Source organism: Maribacter forsetii DSM 18668 (assembly GCF_000744105.1).
GTDB lineage: Bacteria > Bacteroidota > Bacteroidia > Flavobacteriales > Flavobacteriaceae > Maribacter > Maribacter forsetii.
Map to the genome: position 1 here is coordinate 276613 of NZ_JQLH01000001.1, position 18486 is coordinate 295098.

General features: G+C 35.5%; 21 protein-coding genes. 17 read left to right on the forward strand and 4 right to left on the reverse strand.

What is annotated here, in order from left to right:
• Window positions 1–8 precede the first annotated feature (8 nt).
• From atpH to P177_RS01245, 15 genes are all read left to right on the forward strand, one after another.
• Window positions 9–548: an ATP synthase F1 subunit delta gene (atpH, locus tag P177_RS01175; protein WP_036151005.1), complete on the forward strand. Its 540-nt coding sequence runs from the start codon at window positions 9–11 to the stop codon at window positions 546–548.
• Window positions 549–608: 60 nt separating this feature from the next.
• Entirely contained in the window at window positions 609–2186 is a 1578-nt protein-coding gene (gene atpA / locus P177_RS01180) for a F0F1 ATP synthase subunit alpha (RefSeq protein ID WP_036151008.1), read from the forward strand.
• A gap of 86 nt (window positions 2187–2272) precedes the next feature.
• Window positions 2273–3136: an ATP synthase F1 subunit gamma gene (atpG, locus tag P177_RS01185; RefSeq protein ID WP_036151010.1), complete on the forward strand. Its 864-nt coding sequence runs from the start codon at window positions 2273–2275 to the stop codon at window positions 3134–3136.
• Window positions 3137–3278: 142 nt separating this feature from the next.
• Window positions 3279–4499 carry a TCR/Tet family MFS transporter gene (locus tag P177_RS01190; protein WP_036151012.1) on the forward strand — a complete coding sequence of 407 codons (1221 nt, stop codon included), beginning with the start codon at window positions 3279–3281 and terminating at the stop codon, window positions 4497–4499.
• Between the two features lie 71 nt (window positions 4500–4570).
• Complete coding sequence (locus tag P177_RS01195) at window positions 4571–5416, forward strand: alpha/beta fold hydrolase (protein ID WP_245232988.1); 846 nt, start codon at window positions 4571–4573, stop codon at window positions 5414–5416.
• Window positions 5416–5910, forward strand: coding sequence for an RNA polymerase sigma factor (locus P177_RS01200; protein WP_036151018.1), 495 nt, complete (start codon window positions 5416–5418; stop codon window positions 5908–5910). Before P177_RS01195 ends, P177_RS01200 begins: the two co-directional genes overlap by 1 nt.
• On the forward strand, window positions 5903–6469 hold the full coding sequence (locus tag P177_RS01205; RefSeq protein WP_036151020.1) for a hypothetical protein: 567 nt from the start codon (window positions 5903–5905) through the stop codon (window positions 6467–6469). Before P177_RS01200 ends, P177_RS01205 begins: the two co-directional genes overlap by 8 nt.
• A gap of 75 nt (window positions 6470–6544) precedes the next feature.
• Window positions 6545–6985: a hypothetical protein gene (locus P177_RS01210; RefSeq protein WP_157486408.1), complete on the forward strand. Its 441-nt coding sequence runs from the start codon at window positions 6545–6547 to the stop codon at window positions 6983–6985.
• 51 nt (window positions 6986–7036) lie between these two features.
• Window positions 7037–8497: a lipopolysaccharide biosynthesis protein gene (locus P177_RS01215; protein WP_036151025.1), complete on the forward strand. Its 1461-nt coding sequence runs from the start codon at window positions 7037–7039 to the stop codon at window positions 8495–8497.
• Window positions 8494–8928 carry a dUTP diphosphatase gene (gene dut, locus P177_RS01220; protein WP_036151028.1) on the forward strand — a complete coding sequence of 145 codons (435 nt, stop codon included), beginning with the start codon at window positions 8494–8496 and terminating at the stop codon, window positions 8926–8928. Before P177_RS01215 ends, dut begins: the two co-directional genes overlap by 4 nt.
• Window positions 8929–8943: 15 nt before the next feature.
• Complete coding sequence (locus P177_RS01225; RefSeq protein ID WP_036151031.1) at window positions 8944–9876, forward strand: tetratricopeptide repeat protein; 933 nt, start codon at window positions 8944–8946, stop codon at window positions 9874–9876.
• A 9-nt stretch (window positions 9877–9885) separates the two neighbouring features.
• A complete protein-coding gene (locus tag P177_RS01230; RefSeq protein ID WP_036151033.1) occupies window positions 9886–10671 on the forward strand; it encodes a DUF4292 domain-containing protein in 786 nt (261 codons plus the stop codon).
• 4 nt (window positions 10672–10675) lie between these two features.
• Complete coding sequence (locus tag P177_RS01235) at window positions 10676–11899, forward strand: murein hydrolase activator EnvC family protein (protein ID WP_036151036.1); 1224 nt, start codon at window positions 10676–10678, stop codon at window positions 11897–11899.
• A 12-nt stretch (window positions 11900–11911) separates the two neighbouring features.
• Window positions 11912–12757: an aldo/keto reductase gene (locus P177_RS01240; RefSeq protein WP_036151038.1), complete on the forward strand. Its 846-nt coding sequence runs from the start codon at window positions 11912–11914 to the stop codon at window positions 12755–12757.
• A gap of 151 nt (window positions 12758–12908) precedes the next feature.
• Entirely contained in the window at window positions 12909–13220 is a 312-nt protein-coding gene (locus P177_RS01245; protein WP_036151040.1) for a hypothetical protein, read from the forward strand.
• Between the two features lie 101 nt (window positions 13221–13321).
• On the opposite strand, the gene P177_RS01250 is transcribed toward P177_RS01245, so the two are convergent.
• Window positions 13322–13834 (reverse strand): acyl-CoA thioesterase, encoded by a 513-nt coding sequence (locus P177_RS01250; RefSeq protein ID WP_036151042.1) that lies wholly within the window; start codon window positions 13832–13834, stop codon window positions 13322–13324.
• A 60-nt stretch (window positions 13835–13894) separates the two neighbouring features.
• Complete coding sequence (locus P177_RS01255; protein ID WP_036151048.1) at window positions 13895–14866, reverse strand: HU domain-containing protein; 972 nt, start codon at window positions 14864–14866, stop codon at window positions 13895–13897.
• A 92-nt stretch (window positions 14867–14958) separates the two neighbouring features.
• On the opposite strand from P177_RS01255, the gene dprA reads away from it, so the two are divergent.
• Window positions 14959–16077 (forward strand): DNA-processing protein DprA, encoded by a 1119-nt coding sequence (gene dprA, locus P177_RS01260; RefSeq protein ID WP_036151050.1) that lies wholly within the window; start codon window positions 14959–14961, stop codon window positions 16075–16077.
• 182 nt (window positions 16078–16259) lie between these two features.
• Here dprA and trpS read toward each other — a convergent pair whose 3' ends face one another.
• On the reverse strand, window positions 16260–17228 hold the full coding sequence (gene trpS, locus P177_RS01265) for a tryptophan--tRNA ligase (protein WP_036151051.1): 969 nt from the start codon (window positions 17226–17228) through the stop codon (window positions 16260–16262).
• A gap of 70 nt (window positions 17229–17298) precedes the next feature.
• Between trpS and P177_RS01270 the strand changes: the two genes are divergently transcribed.
• Window positions 17299–18039, forward strand: coding sequence for a lysophospholipid acyltransferase family protein (locus P177_RS01270; protein WP_036151053.1), 741 nt, complete (start codon window positions 17299–17301; stop codon window positions 18037–18039).
• Here P177_RS01270 and P177_RS01275 read toward each other — a convergent pair.
• The gene (locus P177_RS01275) at window positions 18036–18464 is read right to left on the reverse strand and encodes a hypothetical protein (protein WP_051941669.1); all 429 of its coding nucleotides are present in this window, start codon (window positions 18462–18464) and stop codon (window positions 18036–18038) included. The genes P177_RS01270 and P177_RS01275 overlap by 4 nt on opposite strands.
• Window positions 18465–18486 lie beyond the last annotated feature (22 nt).

The following is an 18486-nucleotide window of genomic DNA, read 5'->3' on the forward strand; positions in this document are numbered from 1 at the left end:
AAGAAATAATGAGCGAATCTAGAGCTGCATTACGTTACGCAAAGGCAATATTGGATATGGCCAAGGAAAACAAAGCCTTGGATGCTGTTGAGAAAGATATGCGTTCCATCGCCTCTACTATTTCAGATAGTAAAGAACTTAAAGATGTATTGGCTAGTCCGGTGGTTTCCGGTACTGTGAAAAAGAATGCTTTACTTGAAATTTTCAAGGGCAGTCATTCTATTACAGAAGGAACCATTAACATGTTGGTAGACAACAAGCGTTTAGGAATGTTAAACGAGGTTGCCTTGAAGTACATTATCCTTAATGAGCAACAAAAAGGTAAAGATGTAGCTTACGTTACAACAGCAGTATCTTTAGATGCCGTAATGGAAAAGAAAATATTAAAGAAGGTTGCTGAACTTACCGGTAATGAAGTTACCATTGAAAGTAAGGTTGACGAAAGTATTATTGGAGGTTTCATCTTAAGAGTAGGAGATTTGCAGTATGATGCTAGTGTTAGCAACAAGCTTAATAATTTAAAAAGAGAATTTTCAAATAGTCTATAATAACTATATAAGGCTAAGAATGGTTACATTCAATGCCTAATATCTTATATCTAATTAAAAATGGCAGGAGTAAAAGCCGCTGAAGTATCAGCAATTTTAAAGAAACAATTATCTGGATTTGATGCTACCGCTACTTTAGACGAAGTAGGTACTGTGTTACAAGTTGGTGATGGTATTGCAAGAATCTACGGATTAGCGAACGCGCAATACGGAGAATTGGTTGAGTTCGAAGGCGGACTTGAAGGTATCGTTCTTAACCTTGAAGAAGACAACGTTGGTGTGGTTCTTTTAGGACCATCTAAATCAGTTGGTGAAGGTGATACCGTAAAACGTACACAACGTATTGCTTCTGTAAAAGTTGGTGAAGGTATTGTTGGTCGTGTAGTGGATACCCTAGGTAACCCTATTGATGGTAAAGGACCTATTTCTGGTGATACTTATGAGATGCCATTAGAGCGTAAAGCTCCAGGGGTAATCTATAGAGAGCCTGTAACTGAGCCAATGCAATCTGGTATTAAAGCAATTGATGCTATGATTCCAGTTGGTAGAGGACAAAGAGAGCTTGTTATTGGTGACCGTCAAACTGGTAAGACTACAGTTTGTATCGATACCATTCTAAACCAAAAAGAATTTTATGATGCTGGTGAGCCTGTTTACTGTATCTATGTTGCCATAGGTCAGAAAGCATCTACTGTTGCCGGTATCGCACAAGTATTGGAAGATAAAGGAGCAATGGCATATACTACTATTGTAGCTGCCAACGCATCTGATCCTGCACCAATGCAAGTATATGCACCATTTACTGGAGCATCTATTGGAGAGTATTTCCGTGATACGGGTCGTCCTGCATTAATTATATATGATGATTTATCTAAACAAGCGGTAGCTTACCGTGAGGTGTCTCTTTTATTAAGAAGACCACCGGGACGTGAGGCTTACCCAGGTGATGTTTTCTACCTACACTCTAGATTATTGGAGCGTGCTGCAAAAGTGATCAATGATGATGATATTGCAAAAGAAATGAACGATTTGCCTGAGGTATTAAAACCTATGGTAAAAGGTGGTGGTTCTTTAACGGCATTGCCAATTATTGAAACACAAGCGGGTGACGTTTCCGCCTATATTCCAACAAACGTTATTTCTATTACTGACGGACAAATATTCTTGGAGCAAGATTTATTCAACCAAGGTGTAAGACCGGCAATTAACGTAGGTATTTCTGTATCTCGTGTTGGTGGTAACGCTCAGATTAAATCAATGAAGAAGGTTTCTGGTACATTGAAACTGGATCAGGCACAATTCCGTGAATTGGAAGCTTTTGCTAAGTTTGGTTCAGATCTAGATACCGCTACCTTGAACGTTATTGAAAAAGGACGTAGAAACGTAGAAATATTAAAACAAGCACAAAACGATCCTTATACTGTAGAAGATCAGGTTGCCATTATTTACGCTGGTTCTAAGAACTTGTTAAGAGATGTACCTGTTGAAAAAGTAAAAGAGTTCGAACGTGATTATTTAGAGTTTTTGAACGCTAAGCACAGAGGTGTTCTTGATACATTGAAGTCTGGTAAATTAACCGATGAGGTTACTGATACATTGACTTCTGTTTGTAAAGAGCTTTCTGCAAAATATAAATAAGTTAAAAAAGTACTGAGTACTGAGTAAATAGTACAAAGTGTTAGAGTTACTTAATACTTTGTACTACTTACTAAATACCGAAAAAAATGGCAAATTTAAAGGAAATACGTAATAGGATTTCATCGGTTTCATCAACGATGCAGATTACCAGTGCCATGAAAATGGTATCGGCTGCAAAATTGAAAAAAGCGCAAGATGCTATTACGGCTATGAGACCTTACGCCGATAAACTTACTGAACTATTGCAAAATTTAAGCGCTAGTTTAGAAGGTGATTCCGGAAGTGTTTATGCCGATAATCGTGCTGTGAACAAGGTTTTAGTGGTTTCAGTTACTTCTAATAGAGGTCTTTGTGGTGCTTTTAATACCAACATTTTAAAGCAATCTACTAATTTGGTCGAAAATGTTTACGCAGGTAAACAAGTAGATTTCATAGCAGTTGGTAAAAAAGCTAATGATTATTTAGAGAAACGTTATAAAGTAATCGCTAATCACAGTGGTGTTTATGACGACTTGACTTTTGATAATGTCGCTGATATTGCTGAGAGTCTAATGGCGCTTTTTACGGAAGGTGAATATGATCGTATTGAGATTGTTTACAATAAGTTTAAAAATGCAGCCACTCAAATTGTAATGACAGAGCAATTTTTGCCGATTGTTCCATTAGAAGAGGTTGAAGTAACAGCTAGTGCAGATTATACTTTTGAACCTTCTAAAGTGGAAATCATTGAGCAATTGATTCCTAAATCCTTAAAAACACAATTATACAAAGGTATTAGAGATTCATTTGCTAGTGAGCATGGTGCGCGTATGACCGCAATGCATAAAGCTACCGATAACGCAACAGAGATGCGTGATCAATTGAAATTAACATACAACAAAGCAAGACAAGCAGCTATTACTAACGAAATCTTAGAAATTGTTGGTGGTGCAGAAGCATTAAATAATTAATACTTCTATTGTACTTAATGACTTACTTGAGTGAAGTCATGTAAAGCTTGAAAATATATTGAATTGAAAACCCCACCTAAAAGTGGGGTTTTTGGTTTTATAGCTTTAAGATTACTTTTTTTATCCGACTTTTGCTTTGACCATGAAATCTAAAAAAACCGCTTTACTATTTATTTTCATAACCATTCTCGTTGATGTCATTGGCATCGGTATTATACTACCTATTATTCCCGAATTGATTATGGAATTAACGGGTGAGGGTAATCACATGGCTATTATCTATGGCATGTGGCTGACTACGGCATTTGCTGGTATGCAGTTCTTGTTTTCACCAGTGTTAGGTGAAATATCAGATCGATTTGGTAGACGCCCTATATTACTTCTCGCACTTTTAGGTTTAAGTATAGATTATTTGATTCATGCTTGGGCTCCAACAATCACTTGGTTGTTTTTAGGTCGTTTCTTAGCGGGATTTACAGGTGCCAGTTTTACTGTTGCTTCTGCATACATTGCAGATGTAAGTACCAAAGAAAATAAGGCTAAGAATTTCGGATTAATAGGTGCTGCATTCGGAATCGGTTTTATCATAGGTCCCGGTATTGGTGGGTTTTTCGGTGAGATTAATATTCGACTTCCATTTTGCATAGCTGCAGGCTTAACATTTGCCAATTTCCTTTTTGGGTATTTCTTTGTGCCAGAATCTTTAGCACCAGAGAATAGAAGACAGATTAATTTTTCTAAAATGATTCCAGGTGTTTCTTTGTTCGCATTAAGAAACTATAAAGGTATCCTATTATTGATATCCGCTTTTTTCTTGGCAAACCTTGCAGGGCAGGCATTGCCTTCTACATGGTCTTACTACGGTATTGAGCGATATGATTGGACTCCAAAACAAATAGGATTGTCGCTAATGGTCGTAGGTTTATTGGTTGCAATCGTACAAGGGTTTTTAGTAGGTAAGATTGTAAAGAAATTTGGAAAACGTAAAGTAATTACATTCGGTTTTTTGTTATGGACGGTTGGTATGTTCTTATTTTCTTTCGCCAAAGAACCGTGGATGCTATATGCGTTCTTAATTCCGTATGCATTGGGTGGTATTGCAGGGCCTACGGTCCAAGGTGTAATTTCTAATCAAGTATCTGAAAAAGAGCAGGGAATTTTACAGGGATCCATTACTGGTCTGGTTAGTATTACTGCCATACTTGGGCAATTCATCTTCGCGCCCGTGTTTTATTATTTTATACGCCCTGAGGGGTCAATTTACTTTCCTGGAGCACCATATGCTTTGGCGGCAGTATTTCTCTTAGCGGCTTTTATTTTAGCATCTACCGCTATAAAAAGAATGGATGTAGAACCAGAATAAAATCTTTTTTCAATTTAGGATGTAACATTTTTTAGTTTTTGAATCTAAAGGGCAAACAAACAAAAACTCTTATGATGAAAACAATTAAAAAATCACTATTTGGATTACTAATTTTATCTGCACTTTCAACAACGGCACAAGGCAATCCTTTTGAAGTAAAAGTTACTGGCGAAGGAAACCCAATTCTTCTTTTTCCTGGATTTGCGTGCACAGGTGAAGTTTGGGACGCTACGGTGGTAGAGCTATCAAAAGAATATGAATGTCATGTTTTTACTTTTGCCGGATTCGGTAACGTTGCTGCCATTGAAAAACCTTGGTTACCAAAAATAAAGGAAGGTGTTGTATCTTATATATCAGAAAATAAATTAGAAAATCCTGTTTTACTAGGTCATAGTTTAGGTGGTGCATTGGCGCTTTGGATGGCAGCAGAGGCTAATTCATATAAAGAACTGATCATTGTAGATGCTTTACCATCAACCGGTGCTTTAATGATGCCCGATTTTAAAAGTGAGTACATGGTTTATGATTCGCCATATAATAAACAGTTATTAGTTATGAACGATACCGATTTTGAAACTAAGGTTATTCAAATGGCTAGTGGTATGACCAAAGAAAAATCAAATCAAGAAATAATTAAAAATTGGATGATTCAGGCAGATAAAGGGACCTATGTCTATGGGTATACGGATTTATTAAAGTTAGATTTACGTGAAGATTTGTCTAAGATAAATTCTCCGGTGACTATTTTGGCGGCTACAGAACCTTATGGTTTAGAAATGGCGAAATCTACTTATGGCCTACAGTATAAAGCGCTTGCAGCATACACCATTGAATTTGCAAATGGGTCATCACATTTTATCATGTATGATCAACCACAGTGGTTTATAGAGAATCTTAAAAATGCGTTGAAGAATTAATGAGCTCTAAAGAAATCGCATACCAGAAAATATACGAAGAAAACTACCCAAAGGTAATGCGATTATGCATGGGGTATACTGCAGGTAACGATTCTCTTGCTAAAGATCTGGTACAGGAAACATTTATAAAAATTTGGCAGAATTTAGACGGTTTTAGAAATGAAAGCGGAATAGGGACTTGGATTTACCGTATTTGTGTAAATACCTGTTTAGCTGAAATACGGCGGGAGCGTAAAAAGGAGAGAGAACTTCAGATTGATAGTCTGCAAGTAAGTGACAGTAGTGACAACCCTGTTGAAAAAGAAGATATGCTAGTGCTATTATACAAGTGCATAAATAAACTAAGCAGCACTAATAAAGCAATTATATTATTGGAATTGGAAGGCTTGCCCCAACTAGAGATTTCAGAAATAATTGGGATAAAACATGAAGCTGTCCGAACTAGAATTCATAGAATAAAACAACAACTTACAAAATGTGTAAACAATGAATAATTTTGAAGATTTACAAAATAAATGGCAGAACCAATCTGAAGTTTCTGCAACAGAAGACGGATTTCAATCGCTTTTAAAAAGTGTAAAATCCATAGAACAGAAACAAAGAACAGGAAACATAGTTTTGACCCTTACTATCATTATTCTAGTTTCTTTTCTAATTTATGTTTCAGGTTATAAGAGCGCGACATTTATGCTTGGTATTGGTTTAATGATCGGTAGTTTAATGATTAGAATTGCTATTGAATTGTTTAGTTTAAAGAGGCTGCGCACCATAAACTTTAGTAAAGATGCAAGTACTTTTACTGAAGATTTAACTACCTATTATTCTTTTAGAAAATATACGCATTACATTATTACACCTTTAGCTCTTGTAGTTTATACCGTTGGGTTTATAATATTATTGCCATTATTTAAAGCTAGCTTATCAAACGGATTTTATGTCTATATTCTATGCTCATCAGTAGTGTTTTTAGTCCTGTTCTCTGTGTTTTTATACAAACAAGTAAAGAATGAACTTTTTAAATTGAAGCAATTGAAAATGCAAAACGGAGTATAATATTTGTGATCACGATGTTAAATGACCTATTAAACCCATATTACTTATTATCTTTATAAGAATAATATGGGTCTAATGAAATATGTACTTAGTTGCTTTTTAATTTTCTGTCTTTGTTTAACCAGCTGTACCTCACAAAAAAAAATACAAGCAGAAGCTCCTTTTGAGATAGGTAGCGCTACTTGTCAGCAATATGTTGGCGGTAGAGAAGAAAGTGGCTCTGGTACCGAATTACGTATTCCGGTTTTATTACTTGAAAATTCTGATATCGAATTAAATGAAGTTTATTTTCGCGGTAAGCAGGTAAAGGCATTAGTGAATATGGTTGATAATCAAAAGATGATTATGGTTAGAATACCTAACAACAATCCTGAATCATCTGAAACATTAGATTTAAAATTAAATACAGATGAAGCTGTTATAAGTTATAATGAAAATGGAGAAATGAAATATGCTAAAGTAGATGGCATAAAACAAAAGCAACCATTAATTTATAAGGGCGCAACCAAAAACTAACTTTGTAACTAGGCTTTTAATAGGTACTTTTATCGCCTGAATGTATAGTGCTTGAATCCACTCAAAAAACTTTTTAAACAAACTGCAATCTATGGCTTGGCAACTGTCTTGCCTAGGATGATTTCGTTTTTACTTGTGCCTATTTACACTGATGTAATGGCTCCTGGTAAGTATGGAGAAGTAACACTTATATTTTCTTGGTTTGCAATTTTCAATGTTTTTTTGGCCTACGGAATGGAAACTGCGTTTTTCCGTTTTTATAAGGAGTCAGAAAATAGAAAAAAAGTTGTTAGTACATCATTATTATCCATCATGGGCTCTACAGCCTTATTGGTACTAATAGGTCTTCTATTTAAGGAAAAATTATCCTTAGCTTTAAATATCGATTTGCCTTTCATGAACTATGTGTTAGGAATTTTAGCACTTGATGCCTTGGCAATTATACCTTTTGCATGGTTGAGAGCAAATGAAAAACCAATGCGTTATGCAATAGTCAAAATACTTAATGTATCGCTTAACTTAGGTCTTACCTTATTTTTCTTGATTCTGTTACCTAAGATAGCAGAAGGAACTTCTGAAGGGTTTCTGCAATCTCTTTATAAACCTGATTACGAAATTCCATATATCTTAATTGCAAATCTGTTTGCCAGTGGAGTTACTTTATTGTTAATGATTAGGGTTTACATTCGTAGACCTTACGTATTCGATAAAGATCTTTGGAAAAGAATGGTTCGTTATGCAATGCCAGTGATGGTTGCCGGTGTTGCATTTACAATCAATGAGGTATTTGACAGGTACTTACTTTCTGAATTGTTGCCTGTGGATATTGCAAAAAGTGAAATGGGTAAATATTCTGCATGTTATAAATTGGCGCTTTTTATGACATTATTTGCTACTGCCTTCCGTATGGGTATTGAACCATTTTTCTTTAGTCACTCTGACACTAAAAATCCAGAAAAGGCTTACGCACAAATAACAAATTATTTTGTGGTTATGGGAAGTGTAATATTGTTAAGTGTAGTGGTATTCGCTGACATTTTAAAACAGTTCTTAGTATTGAACGAGGCTTATTGGGACGCCATGCCAATTGTTCCTTTAATTGTATTGGCAAGTTTCTTTTTAGGTATTTACCACAATTTATCGGTTTGGTATAAAGTTACCGATCGTACAAAATTCGGTGCATATATTTCGATGATAGGTGCTGTGTTAACTATTATCATCAATCTAATATTCATTCCGTATTTCGGATATATGGCATCAGCCGTTGCAACCTTATTAGCCTATGGGACTATGATGTTGCTTTCATTCTATTTTGGGCGCATGTACTATCCTATTCCGTATAACTTTAGAAAAATTATCTTTTATTTAGGAATATCCATCTTGTTTTCTATTCTTTCATTTTACATTTTTGATAGAAACCTTTTTGTTGGTATACCGCTATTAATTCTGTTCTTGGGTCTAGTGTATAAATTAGAGTTTGAGAACCTTAAAAAACTATATGTAAACAGATGAACATAAAAATCATTAATAAGTCGAATCACGATTTACCGCATTACGAAACCAATGCTTCTGCAGGTATGGACTTAAGAGCTAACCTTACCGAAGCTATTACCTTACAACCTTTAGGAAGGGCTATTATACCAACTGGTCTTTTCATTGAATTGCCGGTAGGTATTGAAGCTCAGGTAAGACCTAGAAGTGGTCTTGCCGCTAAAAAAGGAGTAACAGTACTTAACGCGCCTGGCACAATTGATGCGGATTATAGAGGTGAAGTGGGAGTAATATTGATAAATCTTGGTAGTGAAGATTTTGTAGTTGAAAACGGAGAACGTATTGCACAAATGGTAATCGCTAAGCATGAACGTGCTGATTGGAATCTTGTCGATAACTTGTCTGATACAGCAAGAGGTGAAGGCGGATTCGGTAGTACCGGTGTAAAGTAATTTTATAAAATTGAAATGGAGAAGTTGATTTTTTTGGGCGTACTCTTTGGTGTTTTTGTTACACCTAGGTTAGTGCATGCGCAAGAAAATCAAGAACTGGAGGTGGAGCAAAGTTCAGAAGTTTTTCTGGAAGAATATTCAGATACTTTTCAAGAGAACTTTTTTGAAGGGCTAAAACAAATGGGGATACGAAATTATGATCGTGCTATCACCTATTTTCTGGAATGCAAACGTCTTCAGCCGCAAAATACGGTCGTCTCTTTTGAGCTTGCCAAGTTTCATTTGTATGATAAGCAATTTATACGTGCACAAGAATATGCATTAGAAGCGCTAAACGGTGAGCCTGAGAATTATTGGTATGCAGAAACATTGGTTGATGTTATAGATGCCAAAAAATCTGTAATAGAAGAAGTAAAGGGAGAATTACCATGGAGCAATGTTGAGCTTAGAGGTAATTTGGCGGAAATCTATTATCTAAATGAAGATTACCTTACCGCTAAGACCATGTTGAAAGGGATTAAAACTTCTAAAAAGCAAGAGTATCTAGAAAGTAAAATAAATGACTCTATTGCTCAACAAAAAAGGAAACTGGTACCTGTAGCAAAAAAAGAAGATGTTGTGCCTTCTGAAGATTTAAATAGTGTAGAAGGGTATAAGTCAAAAATTGAAACCTTGCTTACTACTGGTTCTGACAATGATAATTTACTTGAAACAACTGAGGAGGCAATGGAGCGTTTCCCTTCTCAACCGTATTTTTATTATGCCAACGGAACCGCTTTGAATAAAGCCCAGAAATATAAAGATGCTATAGATATTCTAGAAACTGCTTTAGATTATATTATTGATGACACTGCCTTAGAACATGCCGTTTATAAAGAATTGGCAAATGCATATACGGCTACCAACAATACCTCTAAAGCAAATATGTACCTTAGTAAAATTAAATAGGAATTACAGATGACGAAGTTTTTGAGTATGATGAAGATAAAGTATGTTTTACTAATAGTAATAATAGCTTTTACTGCATCCTGTAAAAGTACAAAGGTGATTTCTGGTGGTACTGTTGATGCTAAATTAACGTCTAAATCGGTTATAAAAGCGCATTACCAAAATGAAGCAGGTTTTAATACATTGACAGGTAGGGTTAAAATCGATTATTCTGATGGCGAATCTTCTCAAGGTGTTTCCGTAAGCTTGAGAATGGAGAAGGATAAAGCCATATGGATGAGCGCACCACTTGGTATTGTTAAAGCTTATATTACCCCAGATAGAGTATCGTTTTATAATAAGTTGGAAAACGAATATTTTGATGGTGATTTTTCATATTTAAGCGATTTACTGGGGACCGAGGTAGATTTTTCTATTCTACAAAACTTATTGACCGGTCAGGCAATAGTAGATTTGAGAGAGGAGAAATATGATGTTGATATTTCTGAAGATACGTATAAGCTTACGCCTAAGCAGCAAGGTGCTTTATACAAAACCTTATTTCAGATAGAGCCTAAAAATTTTAAAATGGCATTGCAGCAGCTTTCTCAACCTGCAGACAAACGCTTATTAGAAATTGCTTATAAAAATTATCAAATTATAGATAAAGAAGTTTTACCCAATGAAATTATGGTAAAGGCTATAAGTAAGGATAAGATGAATACGATCGACCTTGAGTTTAAAAATTTAGAATTGAACGGAAAAGTCAACTTTCCATATTCAATACCAAAAGGTTTTAATGAAATAGAGTTGTAAGCAGATGTTGTTCAAATTAAAAAATGTTTTTTTTCTATTAGTACTGTTCACTGCAGTCTCTGCTATTGCGCAGACTAGTGAGCAAAAAGCCTTAGAGGAAAAACGTGAGCAGCTTCAATCTGAAATACGTGATATCAACAGATTGCTTTTTGCCGAGAAAAAGGAAAAAGGGAATGTCTTAGATCAAATGGAGGCGTTGGATAAAAAAATTACCGTTCGTCAACAGTTAATTCGTGTTACCAATCAACAATCAAATTTGTTGAATAGGCAGATCAATACCAATATTAGAAATATAGGTAAGCTAAAGACAGAGCTGCAAGAAGTAAAGGATGAGTACGCCAAAATGATTCAGAAGTCATATCAGAACAAATCCAAACAAAATAGATTAATGTTCCTGTTATCTTCGGAAAGCTTTTTTCAGGCGTTTAAAAGGCTTCAGTATATGAAACAGTATACAGACTATAGAAAAGAACAGGGAGCTCAAATATTGGCTAAAACCGAAGAACTTTCGCGCTTAAATGCAGATTTGAACGAAGAGCGAAAAGTGAAAGAGGTTTTATTGGCTCAAAATAAAAAGGCAAAAAATCAATTATTCGCTGAAATACAGACTCAGAAAGCATTGTTGGGAATTATCCGTAAGAATGAGAGTAAGTATACCAGTGCCATTGATAAGAAAAAGAAGGAAGCTAGAAAGATCGATCAGCAGATAGAAAAGCTGATCAGAAGTGCTATTGCAGCTTCTAATAAAAAATCTGGTAGCAAGACTAAAAATACTAGTAAGTTCGTTTTAACTCCTGAAGCAACCGTAATTGCAAATAACTTTTCCGCAAATAAAGGCAAGCTTATCTGGCCGGTTGAAAAAGGAATTAAAAGTCAAGGTTTTGGAGTATATGCCGATCCGGTTTATCCAGGAATAAAACATCAAAGTAACGGCGTTATCATTGCAACTGATGAGGGTTCTAAAGCCCGTGCCATTTTTGAAGGCGAGGTAATTGCTATTTTAGCGGTACCAGGCGGTAATAAAGGGGTGCAGATCAAACATGGTAATTTTATTAGTACCTATTATAACCTTTCTGAGCTTTATGTGAAAAAGGGCGATAAAGTAGCCAGTAAAGAAGAACTTGGCGTAGTTTACACGAATAAGAACAATGGTCAGACACGATTAAAATTCTATCTATATCAAGATACATCTCGTCTTAATCCAGAAGAATGGGTGTATCGTCTTTAAAACTTTACACAAATGAAACAGCAACAAAGAATTACGGATATTAAAGGAAGCTTTGAACTGCGCAATGGGGTTCAAATGCCTTATTTAGGCTTAGGTACTTATCAATCAGATAATGATCAAGAGGTTGTAGATGCAATAAAGAGTGCACTTCAATTGGGGTATCGTCATATAGATACTGCTGCTGCTTATAAAAATGAAGAGGGCGTAGGTAAGGGTATACGAGAAAGTGGATTAAATAGAAGTGAAATTTTCTTGGTGACCAAAGTTTGGAATTCCGATCAAGGATATGAAGAAACATTGAAAGCTTTTGATGCGAGTTTAGAACGTTTAGGTGTAGACTACCTTGATTTATATCTTATTCATTGGCCGGTTGAAGGCAAATACAAAGATACTTGGAGAGCTTTAGAGTATTTGTACGCGCAAAAGAAGATTAGAGCTATTGGTGTAAGTAATTTTCTAAAACATCATTTAGAAGATTTGATGAGCGATTGTACCGTGGTGCCTATGGTGAACCAAATGGAGTTTCATCCGCATTTAGTTCAGCAAGACCTGATCGATTTTTGTGCCGATAACGGAATTCAATACGAGTCTTGGTCTCCTTTTATGCAGGGTAAGGTTTTTGAGTTGGATATTTGTGCAGATTTAGCCAGTAAGTATCATAAGAGTGTTGCACAAATTATTTTACGCTACAACCTTCAAAAAGGTGTTGTTGCTATCCCAAAGTCTGTTCATGCAAAACGTATTGCATCTAATGCCGATATTTTTGATTTTGAACTGTCTGATGCTGATATTACCTTTTTAGATAGATTGGAAACTGGAGAACGTTCAGGTCCTGATCCCGATAACTTCAATTTTTAGTAGCTAATTTTATTAATACTATTTTTCTGTTATTTAAATAATATGATTTCTTTAATTCTGAGTTATCATATTGATTTTCATGATATTATGTGAGGCTAGGTTGGTTATTTTTTCCGAATTTTACGGTATTAATCAGTAAAAGGGAACTATTATGAGCAACACGATCACTTTGAATCCAGAATCTACTCAAAATCAATTAGAGAAGAATACTAAATCATCAAGTTTAAATTTAAACTGGTCTCTTAAGCCAATTTTGGTATATGTTGCTTTCTTAGTAGCATGTTTGACTTTAGCCTACGGAGGACTAATTGCCTATTCCATTTCCTTTTTCGTAATTGGAAGCATTGGTCTGGCTGCACTTTATATCTGGAACAATGCAAACAAAATTGAAATGGATCTTTCTTTTAAGATTGATTTAAAACAATCAGAATTAGAAAAAGATTTATACAGAGAGGTAGCTTAGTAGAATTTTCTTTATAATTAGGTATACTATAGTTACATCTTCAGCTCCTACTATTTATCTCGAAAATAATTCGGTAAGCTACTTATATTTTATTAAGCCTACTACTTCGTAAACAATGCCTTAAGTTCTGTAGCATTATCAGGTTTCATTTTACCTGCAAGAACTAAACTTAATTGCTTTCTACGTAAAGCACCTTCAAAACGCGTAATTTCCAATGGAGTCTCAGGCGTTAGTTCAGGAACTTCGGTTGGCGTACCTGTTTCGTCAACGGCAACAAAGGTATAGATAGCTTCATTTGCCTTAGTGCTCTTGCCACTGTAGCGGTCTTCTATCCAAACATCAATATAAACCTCCATAGAAGTGTTATATGCTCTAGAAACGGCAGCTTCTACAGTAACTACACTGCCAAGCGGAATGGCTAAATTAAATGCGACGTGGTTTACAGATGCGGTTACGGTAATTCTACGGCTATGTCTACCGGCAGCAATACTAGCTGCACGATCCATACGGGCCAATAATTCGCCACCAAATAAATTTTGAAGTGCATTGGTCTCACTCGGTAAAACCAAATCGGTCATTGTAGTACGTGATGCTGCAGGAGTCTTTGCTTCCATTAATTTGAAATTTTCCGCAAAGATACGGGCATCAATAGTACTTATAAAATGTGTACGGGTTTATTTTTCGGTTAATAACCAAGCATCTTTAGACTGCGTACGTTTAATTTCACGCAATGCTTTTAATGCATCGTTTGCATTGGTATAACTATCAAAAGTTACCATGTGCAGTCCGTAAGCGTTAGTGCCATAATATCCGGCATTAAATCCACTAGCTTTAAGCTGTTCTATCTTTCTATCCGCATTACCTCTAACCCTAAAAGCTCCTGCAACAATAAAATGTGTTGCTTCACCCTTTCTCATTACTGGTTTTGCAGCTGAAGTTGTAGTAGCATCAACCGTAACAGTTGGTAATTCTAATGGCGATAGGTCGAAGAAGGTAGCTTCTTGTATTTGCTTGTTTACAAACTCTTCCGCATCTTGTCTAGCAACTTGCTCGTTTGTATTTTTTTGTTGGTATGCACGATAGCCGGTTATTCCTGTAGAGAATGCCAACATTAGAATAGCGGCATATTTTAAATAAGGTCTAAAACGGCTGGTTTCTCTACGTTCAGGACTAATAACGAACGGTATTTTTTCTTCGATTTCTTCTACTTCAACCTTTAATACTTCTCTAGTAACAGGTATTGAATTAAAATTAGATAGACCGAATGATGAAGTTAAATAGTTTGTTTCATTAGCAGGTTGAAACAATATTTTATCTTCTTGATTTTTAGTTAAAGAACCAATATTATTTAAGTGCAAAGAAGTTTCTTTAACTAAAACCTCTTGCCAAGATTTTACTTGATTTTCAATTTCAACCAATGCCGTTTCATAAGAAACTTTTTCTGCATTTGATACATAAGAAACCAAAAGACCATCATTTGAGATGAGCTGTCTATTGAAAACAATAGATTTATTTGGCGCGCTAAACGTGTTAGTAACCACATTTATTTTGGCTGAATTTTTTTGGGTAAGGAATGCTCCAAAACCGGGAACAACAACACAGTTGTACCTATAAAGTAAATCGCTTATATAGTGTTCTAAAACCATAGGATTACAAATATGGAAAAAATATAGAGGTATAAAAACCCCTTTCGTAACTTTTTATTAACATATTTTTTTCGCTTATTTGTGAACAAGAAATGAAAACTACACAACATACTGCTGATGAACTCATTGCAATTCTTCGTTTGCAACATGTACCAAATATTGGGGATGTACTTGCAAAGAAATTAATTTCACATTGTGGTAGTCCATCCGCAATTTTTGAAGATAAAAAGCAAAATCTGCTTAAAATTGATGGTATAGGCACACATACCATCAGACATTTATTTGACTTGGAGCATTTAGAAGCTGCGGAGTCAGAATACAATTATATTATTAAGAATGATATTAGTTGTACCTATTTTTTAGATGATGACTATCCTAAATATTTAAAACATTGTATAGACGGACCTATTCTCATGTTTAAGAAAGGGAATATTGATTTACAGAACCGTAAGTTAATAAGTGTGGTAGGCACTCGTAATATTACGAGCTATGGAATGTCTTTTTGTGAGCAGTTTATTGAAGAAGTAGCGCCTTTAGACCCGGTCATCATTAGTGGTTTTGCATACGGAGTAGATATTTGCATTCAAAGAGAAGCGATCAAGCACGGATTGCAAACCATAGGTTGTTTGGCGCACGGATTAAATCAAATATACCCAAAAGTACATGCCAAGTACCAAGCCGATGTTCTAAAGAATGGTGGCTTTTATACAGAATTCTGGAGTACAAGTAACCCAGAACGTGAGAATTTCTTGAAACGAAATAGAATAATTGCTGGTGCAAGTGAAGCTACGGTTGTCGTTGAATCTGCGGAAAAAGGGGGGAGTCTTGTAACTGCGGATATAGCCAATAGTTATAATAGGGATGTTTTTGCCGTACCTGGCAGAACTACGGATAAATATAGTTTAGGTTGTAATAACTTGATCAAGCAGCAAAAGGCTCACGTAATGACATCGGCGGCAGATTTAATTTATTTATTGGATTGGGATATTGAAGAAAAACAGAACAAGAGCATTCAAAAACAATTGTTCATTGAATTGGATGAGGTAGAACAAAGTATTTATACCTATTTACAGAATAACGGGAAGCAAATTTTAGACAGTATCGCCTTAGAGTGTAAACTGCCTATTTACAGAACATCATCTACCTTGTTAACGATGGAAATGAAGGGGGTAATTAGACCTTTACCAGGAAAATTGTTCGAGGCTATCTGAGAATTTTACAAACTACTCAGTTTGTTTTCATGTAGTTTGTATAAAATACCTCATTAAATACACACTTAATCGATATTTCTGATTTTAATATCGATATACAAATTGCAAAGGGTGGATTATTAAAAACAAAAAACCGACCACTAGGTCGGTTTTTGATATTTGTAATCATTTTGTGCTGGCAGTTAATAACCTAACTTTTCACGAACTCTTTCTAATACTCCGTCCGCTACTTTTCTTGCTTTTTCAGCACCTAAAGCTAGCGCATCATCAATCTCGTTTAAATTGTTCATGTAGTATTCAAACTTCTCGCGGGGTTCTTCAAACTTATTTACAATCACTTCGTAAAGTGCTTGTTTTGCATGACCATATCCATAGTTTCCGGCTAAATAATTAGCACTCATTTCTTCAATTTGTGGCTCACTTGCCAATATTTTATATAGTGCAAATACATTGTCAGTAGAAGGGTCTTTAGGATCCTCCATTGGTGTGCTGTCTGTTTGTATCCCCATAATCTGCTTACGTAATTTTTTATCGGTCTGAAAAAGACTTATTAAATTACCCTTGCTCTTACTCATTTTGGCACCGTCTGTACCCGGTATGTACATGGTTTCTTCTTGCACCTTTCCATCAGGTATAACAAAAGTTTCACCTAATTGCGCGTGAAAACGAGAGGCAACATCTCTTGTCATTTCTATATGTTGCATTTGATCTTTGCCAACAGGAACAATATCTGCATCATATAATAGAATGTCTGCAGCCATTAGCATGGGGTAAGTAAAGAGTCCGGCATTTACATCGTCTAATCTATCTGCCTTGTCCTTAAAAGAATGAGCTAGTGTAAGACGTTGGTATGGAAAAAAGCAACTTAGGTACCAAGACAACTCGGTGGTTTGTGGTACGTCGCTTTGTCTGTAAAAAACCGTATTCTCTATATCCAAACCAAAAGCAAGCCAGGTTGCGGCAACAGCATAAGTGTTATGACGTAGTTCTGCGCCATTTTTAATCTGTGTCAACGAATGCATATCTGCAATAAATAGAAAAGATTCGTTAGCCGGATCATTTGCCATTTCAATTGCTGGCTTAATCGCTCCTAGAATATTTCCTAAATGCGGGGTTCCTGTACTTTGAATGCCTGTTAAAATTCTTGCCATTTTCTTTATTCTATGAAAGCAAAGGTAAAACAAATACAAAAAAACTATCGTAAATAACTACTTTTGATTTATGCTTAAATTGCTTAAACGGGCCTTACAAACGATATATCGAATTTGGTTTTATATTCTAGTAGCCATTCCTATTCTACTCTTTTTTCCATTTCTTGTCATTTTTGCTTCAAGAGAAGCTTGGTACCCACAGTTTTTTTGGATGGCCAGGAACCTATGGGCAAGATTTATACTGTATGGTATGTTTTGTTTCCCTAGAGTGAAATATGATCAACGGTTAGTTAAAAAGAAGAGTTATATGTTGGTAGCTAATCATACCAGTATGCTTGATATTATGCTAATGTTAATCGTTAGTAGAAATCCGTTTGTATTCGTAGGTAAGAAAGAATTGGTTAAAATACCTTTATTTGGATTCTTTTATAAGCGCGTATGTATCATGGTAGATAGAGATAATACCCAAAGTAGAACGGCTGTCTACAGAAGGGCACAAAGAAGATTGCAACAGGGTTTAAGTATCTGTATTTTTCCTGAAGGTGGTGTGCCCGAAGAGCATATATTATTGGATAAGTTTAAAGATGGAGCTTTTAAAATGGCCATTGCTCATAAAATACCAGTAGTACCTATGACCTTTTATGACAATAAGGAGCGATTCTCTTTTACATTTTTTAGTGGAGGTCCAGGTAAATGTAGGGCTAGGGTGCATTCATTCGTAGAAACACATTCTATACGGCCAGAAGATACGGCAGAGCTTAGGAAGAATGTTAGGGAGACAATACTTAATGATTTAACTAAAAATAGCTAGAACCTGTAACCAAGGTTAATACCTCCTTTACCAATAATTGTAAAACCTCTATCGTTTTTAAATAGATTGCGACCTATACCCAAATCTATTTCGACGATAAAGCCTCCTTTGGTGATTAGTTTTACACCCGTGCCAATACCTAAAGCAAAATCGACAAGATTATCATCATATCTAGAATTTGAAAAATAGGTGTCGGTTGGTTCGTCATAGTAAGATCTGTAAGTATAATCATCAACAGAATTTAACATACCAAAAGCTTCTACAAAAAAACCTGAGGCATATTTTTTTCCGAAATATTGACGATAGTAGGGCGCTACATAATAGTTGACGTCAAGAGTCTCATCATCGAAAGCAAACAATAAATCAACACCTATGGCAGACTCTTCGTTAAGTAAATACTGATAATCTACTTCAATAGCACCCAAGACTAAAAAAGACCGTTTATTT

What these genes read in the sequence shown, in the direction of transcription:
- P177_RS01200 (WP_036151018.1), top strand. Translation starts at nt 5,416, where the DNA reads ATGAGCTCTAAAGAAATCGCATACCAGAAAATATACGAAGAAAACTAC.
- P177_RS01245 (WP_036151040.1), top strand. Translation starts at nt 12,909, where the DNA reads ATGAGCAACACGATCACTTTGAATCCAGAATCTACTCAAAATCAATTA.
- P177_RS01210 (WP_157486408.1), top strand. Translation starts at nt 6,545, where the DNA reads ATGAAATATGTACTTAGTTGCTTTTTAATTTTCTGTCTTTGTTTAACC.
- P177_RS01205 (WP_036151020.1), top strand. Translation starts at nt 5,903, where the DNA reads ATGAATAATTTTGAAGATTTACAAAATAAATGGCAGAACCAATCTGAA.
- P177_RS01235 (WP_036151036.1), top strand. Translation starts at nt 10,676, where the DNA reads ATGTTGTTCAAATTAAAAAATGTTTTTTTTCTATTAGTACTGTTCACT.
- atpA (WP_036151008.1), top strand. Translation starts at nt 609, where the DNA reads ATGGCAGGAGTAAAAGCCGCTGAAGTATCAGCAATTTTAAAGAAACAA.
- P177_RS01240 (WP_036151038.1), top strand. Translation starts at nt 11,912, where the DNA reads ATGAAACAGCAACAAAGAATTACGGATATTAAAGGAAGCTTTGAACTG.
- dut (WP_036151028.1), top strand. Translation starts at nt 8,494, where the DNA reads ATGAACATAAAAATCATTAATAAGTCGAATCACGATTTACCGCATTAC.
- P177_RS01270 (WP_036151053.1), top strand. Translation starts at nt 17,299, where the DNA reads ATGCTTAAATTGCTTAAACGGGCCTTACAAACGATATATCGAATTTGG.
- dprA (WP_036151050.1), top strand. Translation starts at nt 14,959, where the DNA reads ATGAAAACTACACAACATACTGCTGATGAACTCATTGCAATTCTTCGT.
- atpG (WP_036151010.1), top strand. Translation starts at nt 2,273, where the DNA reads ATGGCAAATTTAAAGGAAATACGTAATAGGATTTCATCGGTTTCATCA.
- P177_RS01195 (WP_245232988.1), top strand. Translation starts at nt 4,571, where the DNA reads ATGATGAAAACAATTAAAAAATCACTATTTGGATTACTAATTTTATCT.
- P177_RS01255 (WP_036151048.1), bottom strand. Translation starts at nt 14,866, where the DNA reads ATGGTTTTAGAACACTATATAAGCGATTTACTTTATAGGTACAACTGT.
- P177_RS01250 (WP_036151042.1), bottom strand. Translation starts at nt 13,834, where the DNA reads ATGGAAGCAAAGACTCCTGCAGCATCACGTACTACAATGACCGATTTG.
- P177_RS01225 (WP_036151031.1), top strand. Translation starts at nt 8,944, where the DNA reads ATGGAGAAGTTGATTTTTTTGGGCGTACTCTTTGGTGTTTTTGTTACA.
- P177_RS01230 (WP_036151033.1), top strand. Translation starts at nt 9,886, where the DNA reads ATGACGAAGTTTTTGAGTATGATGAAGATAAAGTATGTTTTACTAATA.
- trpS (WP_036151051.1), bottom strand. Translation starts at nt 17,228, where the DNA reads ATGGCAAGAATTTTAACAGGCATTCAAAGTACAGGAACCCCGCATTTA.
- P177_RS01190 (WP_036151012.1), top strand. Translation starts at nt 3,279, where the DNA reads ATGAAATCTAAAAAAACCGCTTTACTATTTATTTTCATAACCATTCTC.
- atpH (WP_036151005.1), top strand. Translation starts at nt 9, where the DNA reads ATGAGCGAATCTAGAGCTGCATTACGTTACGCAAAGGCAATATTGGAT.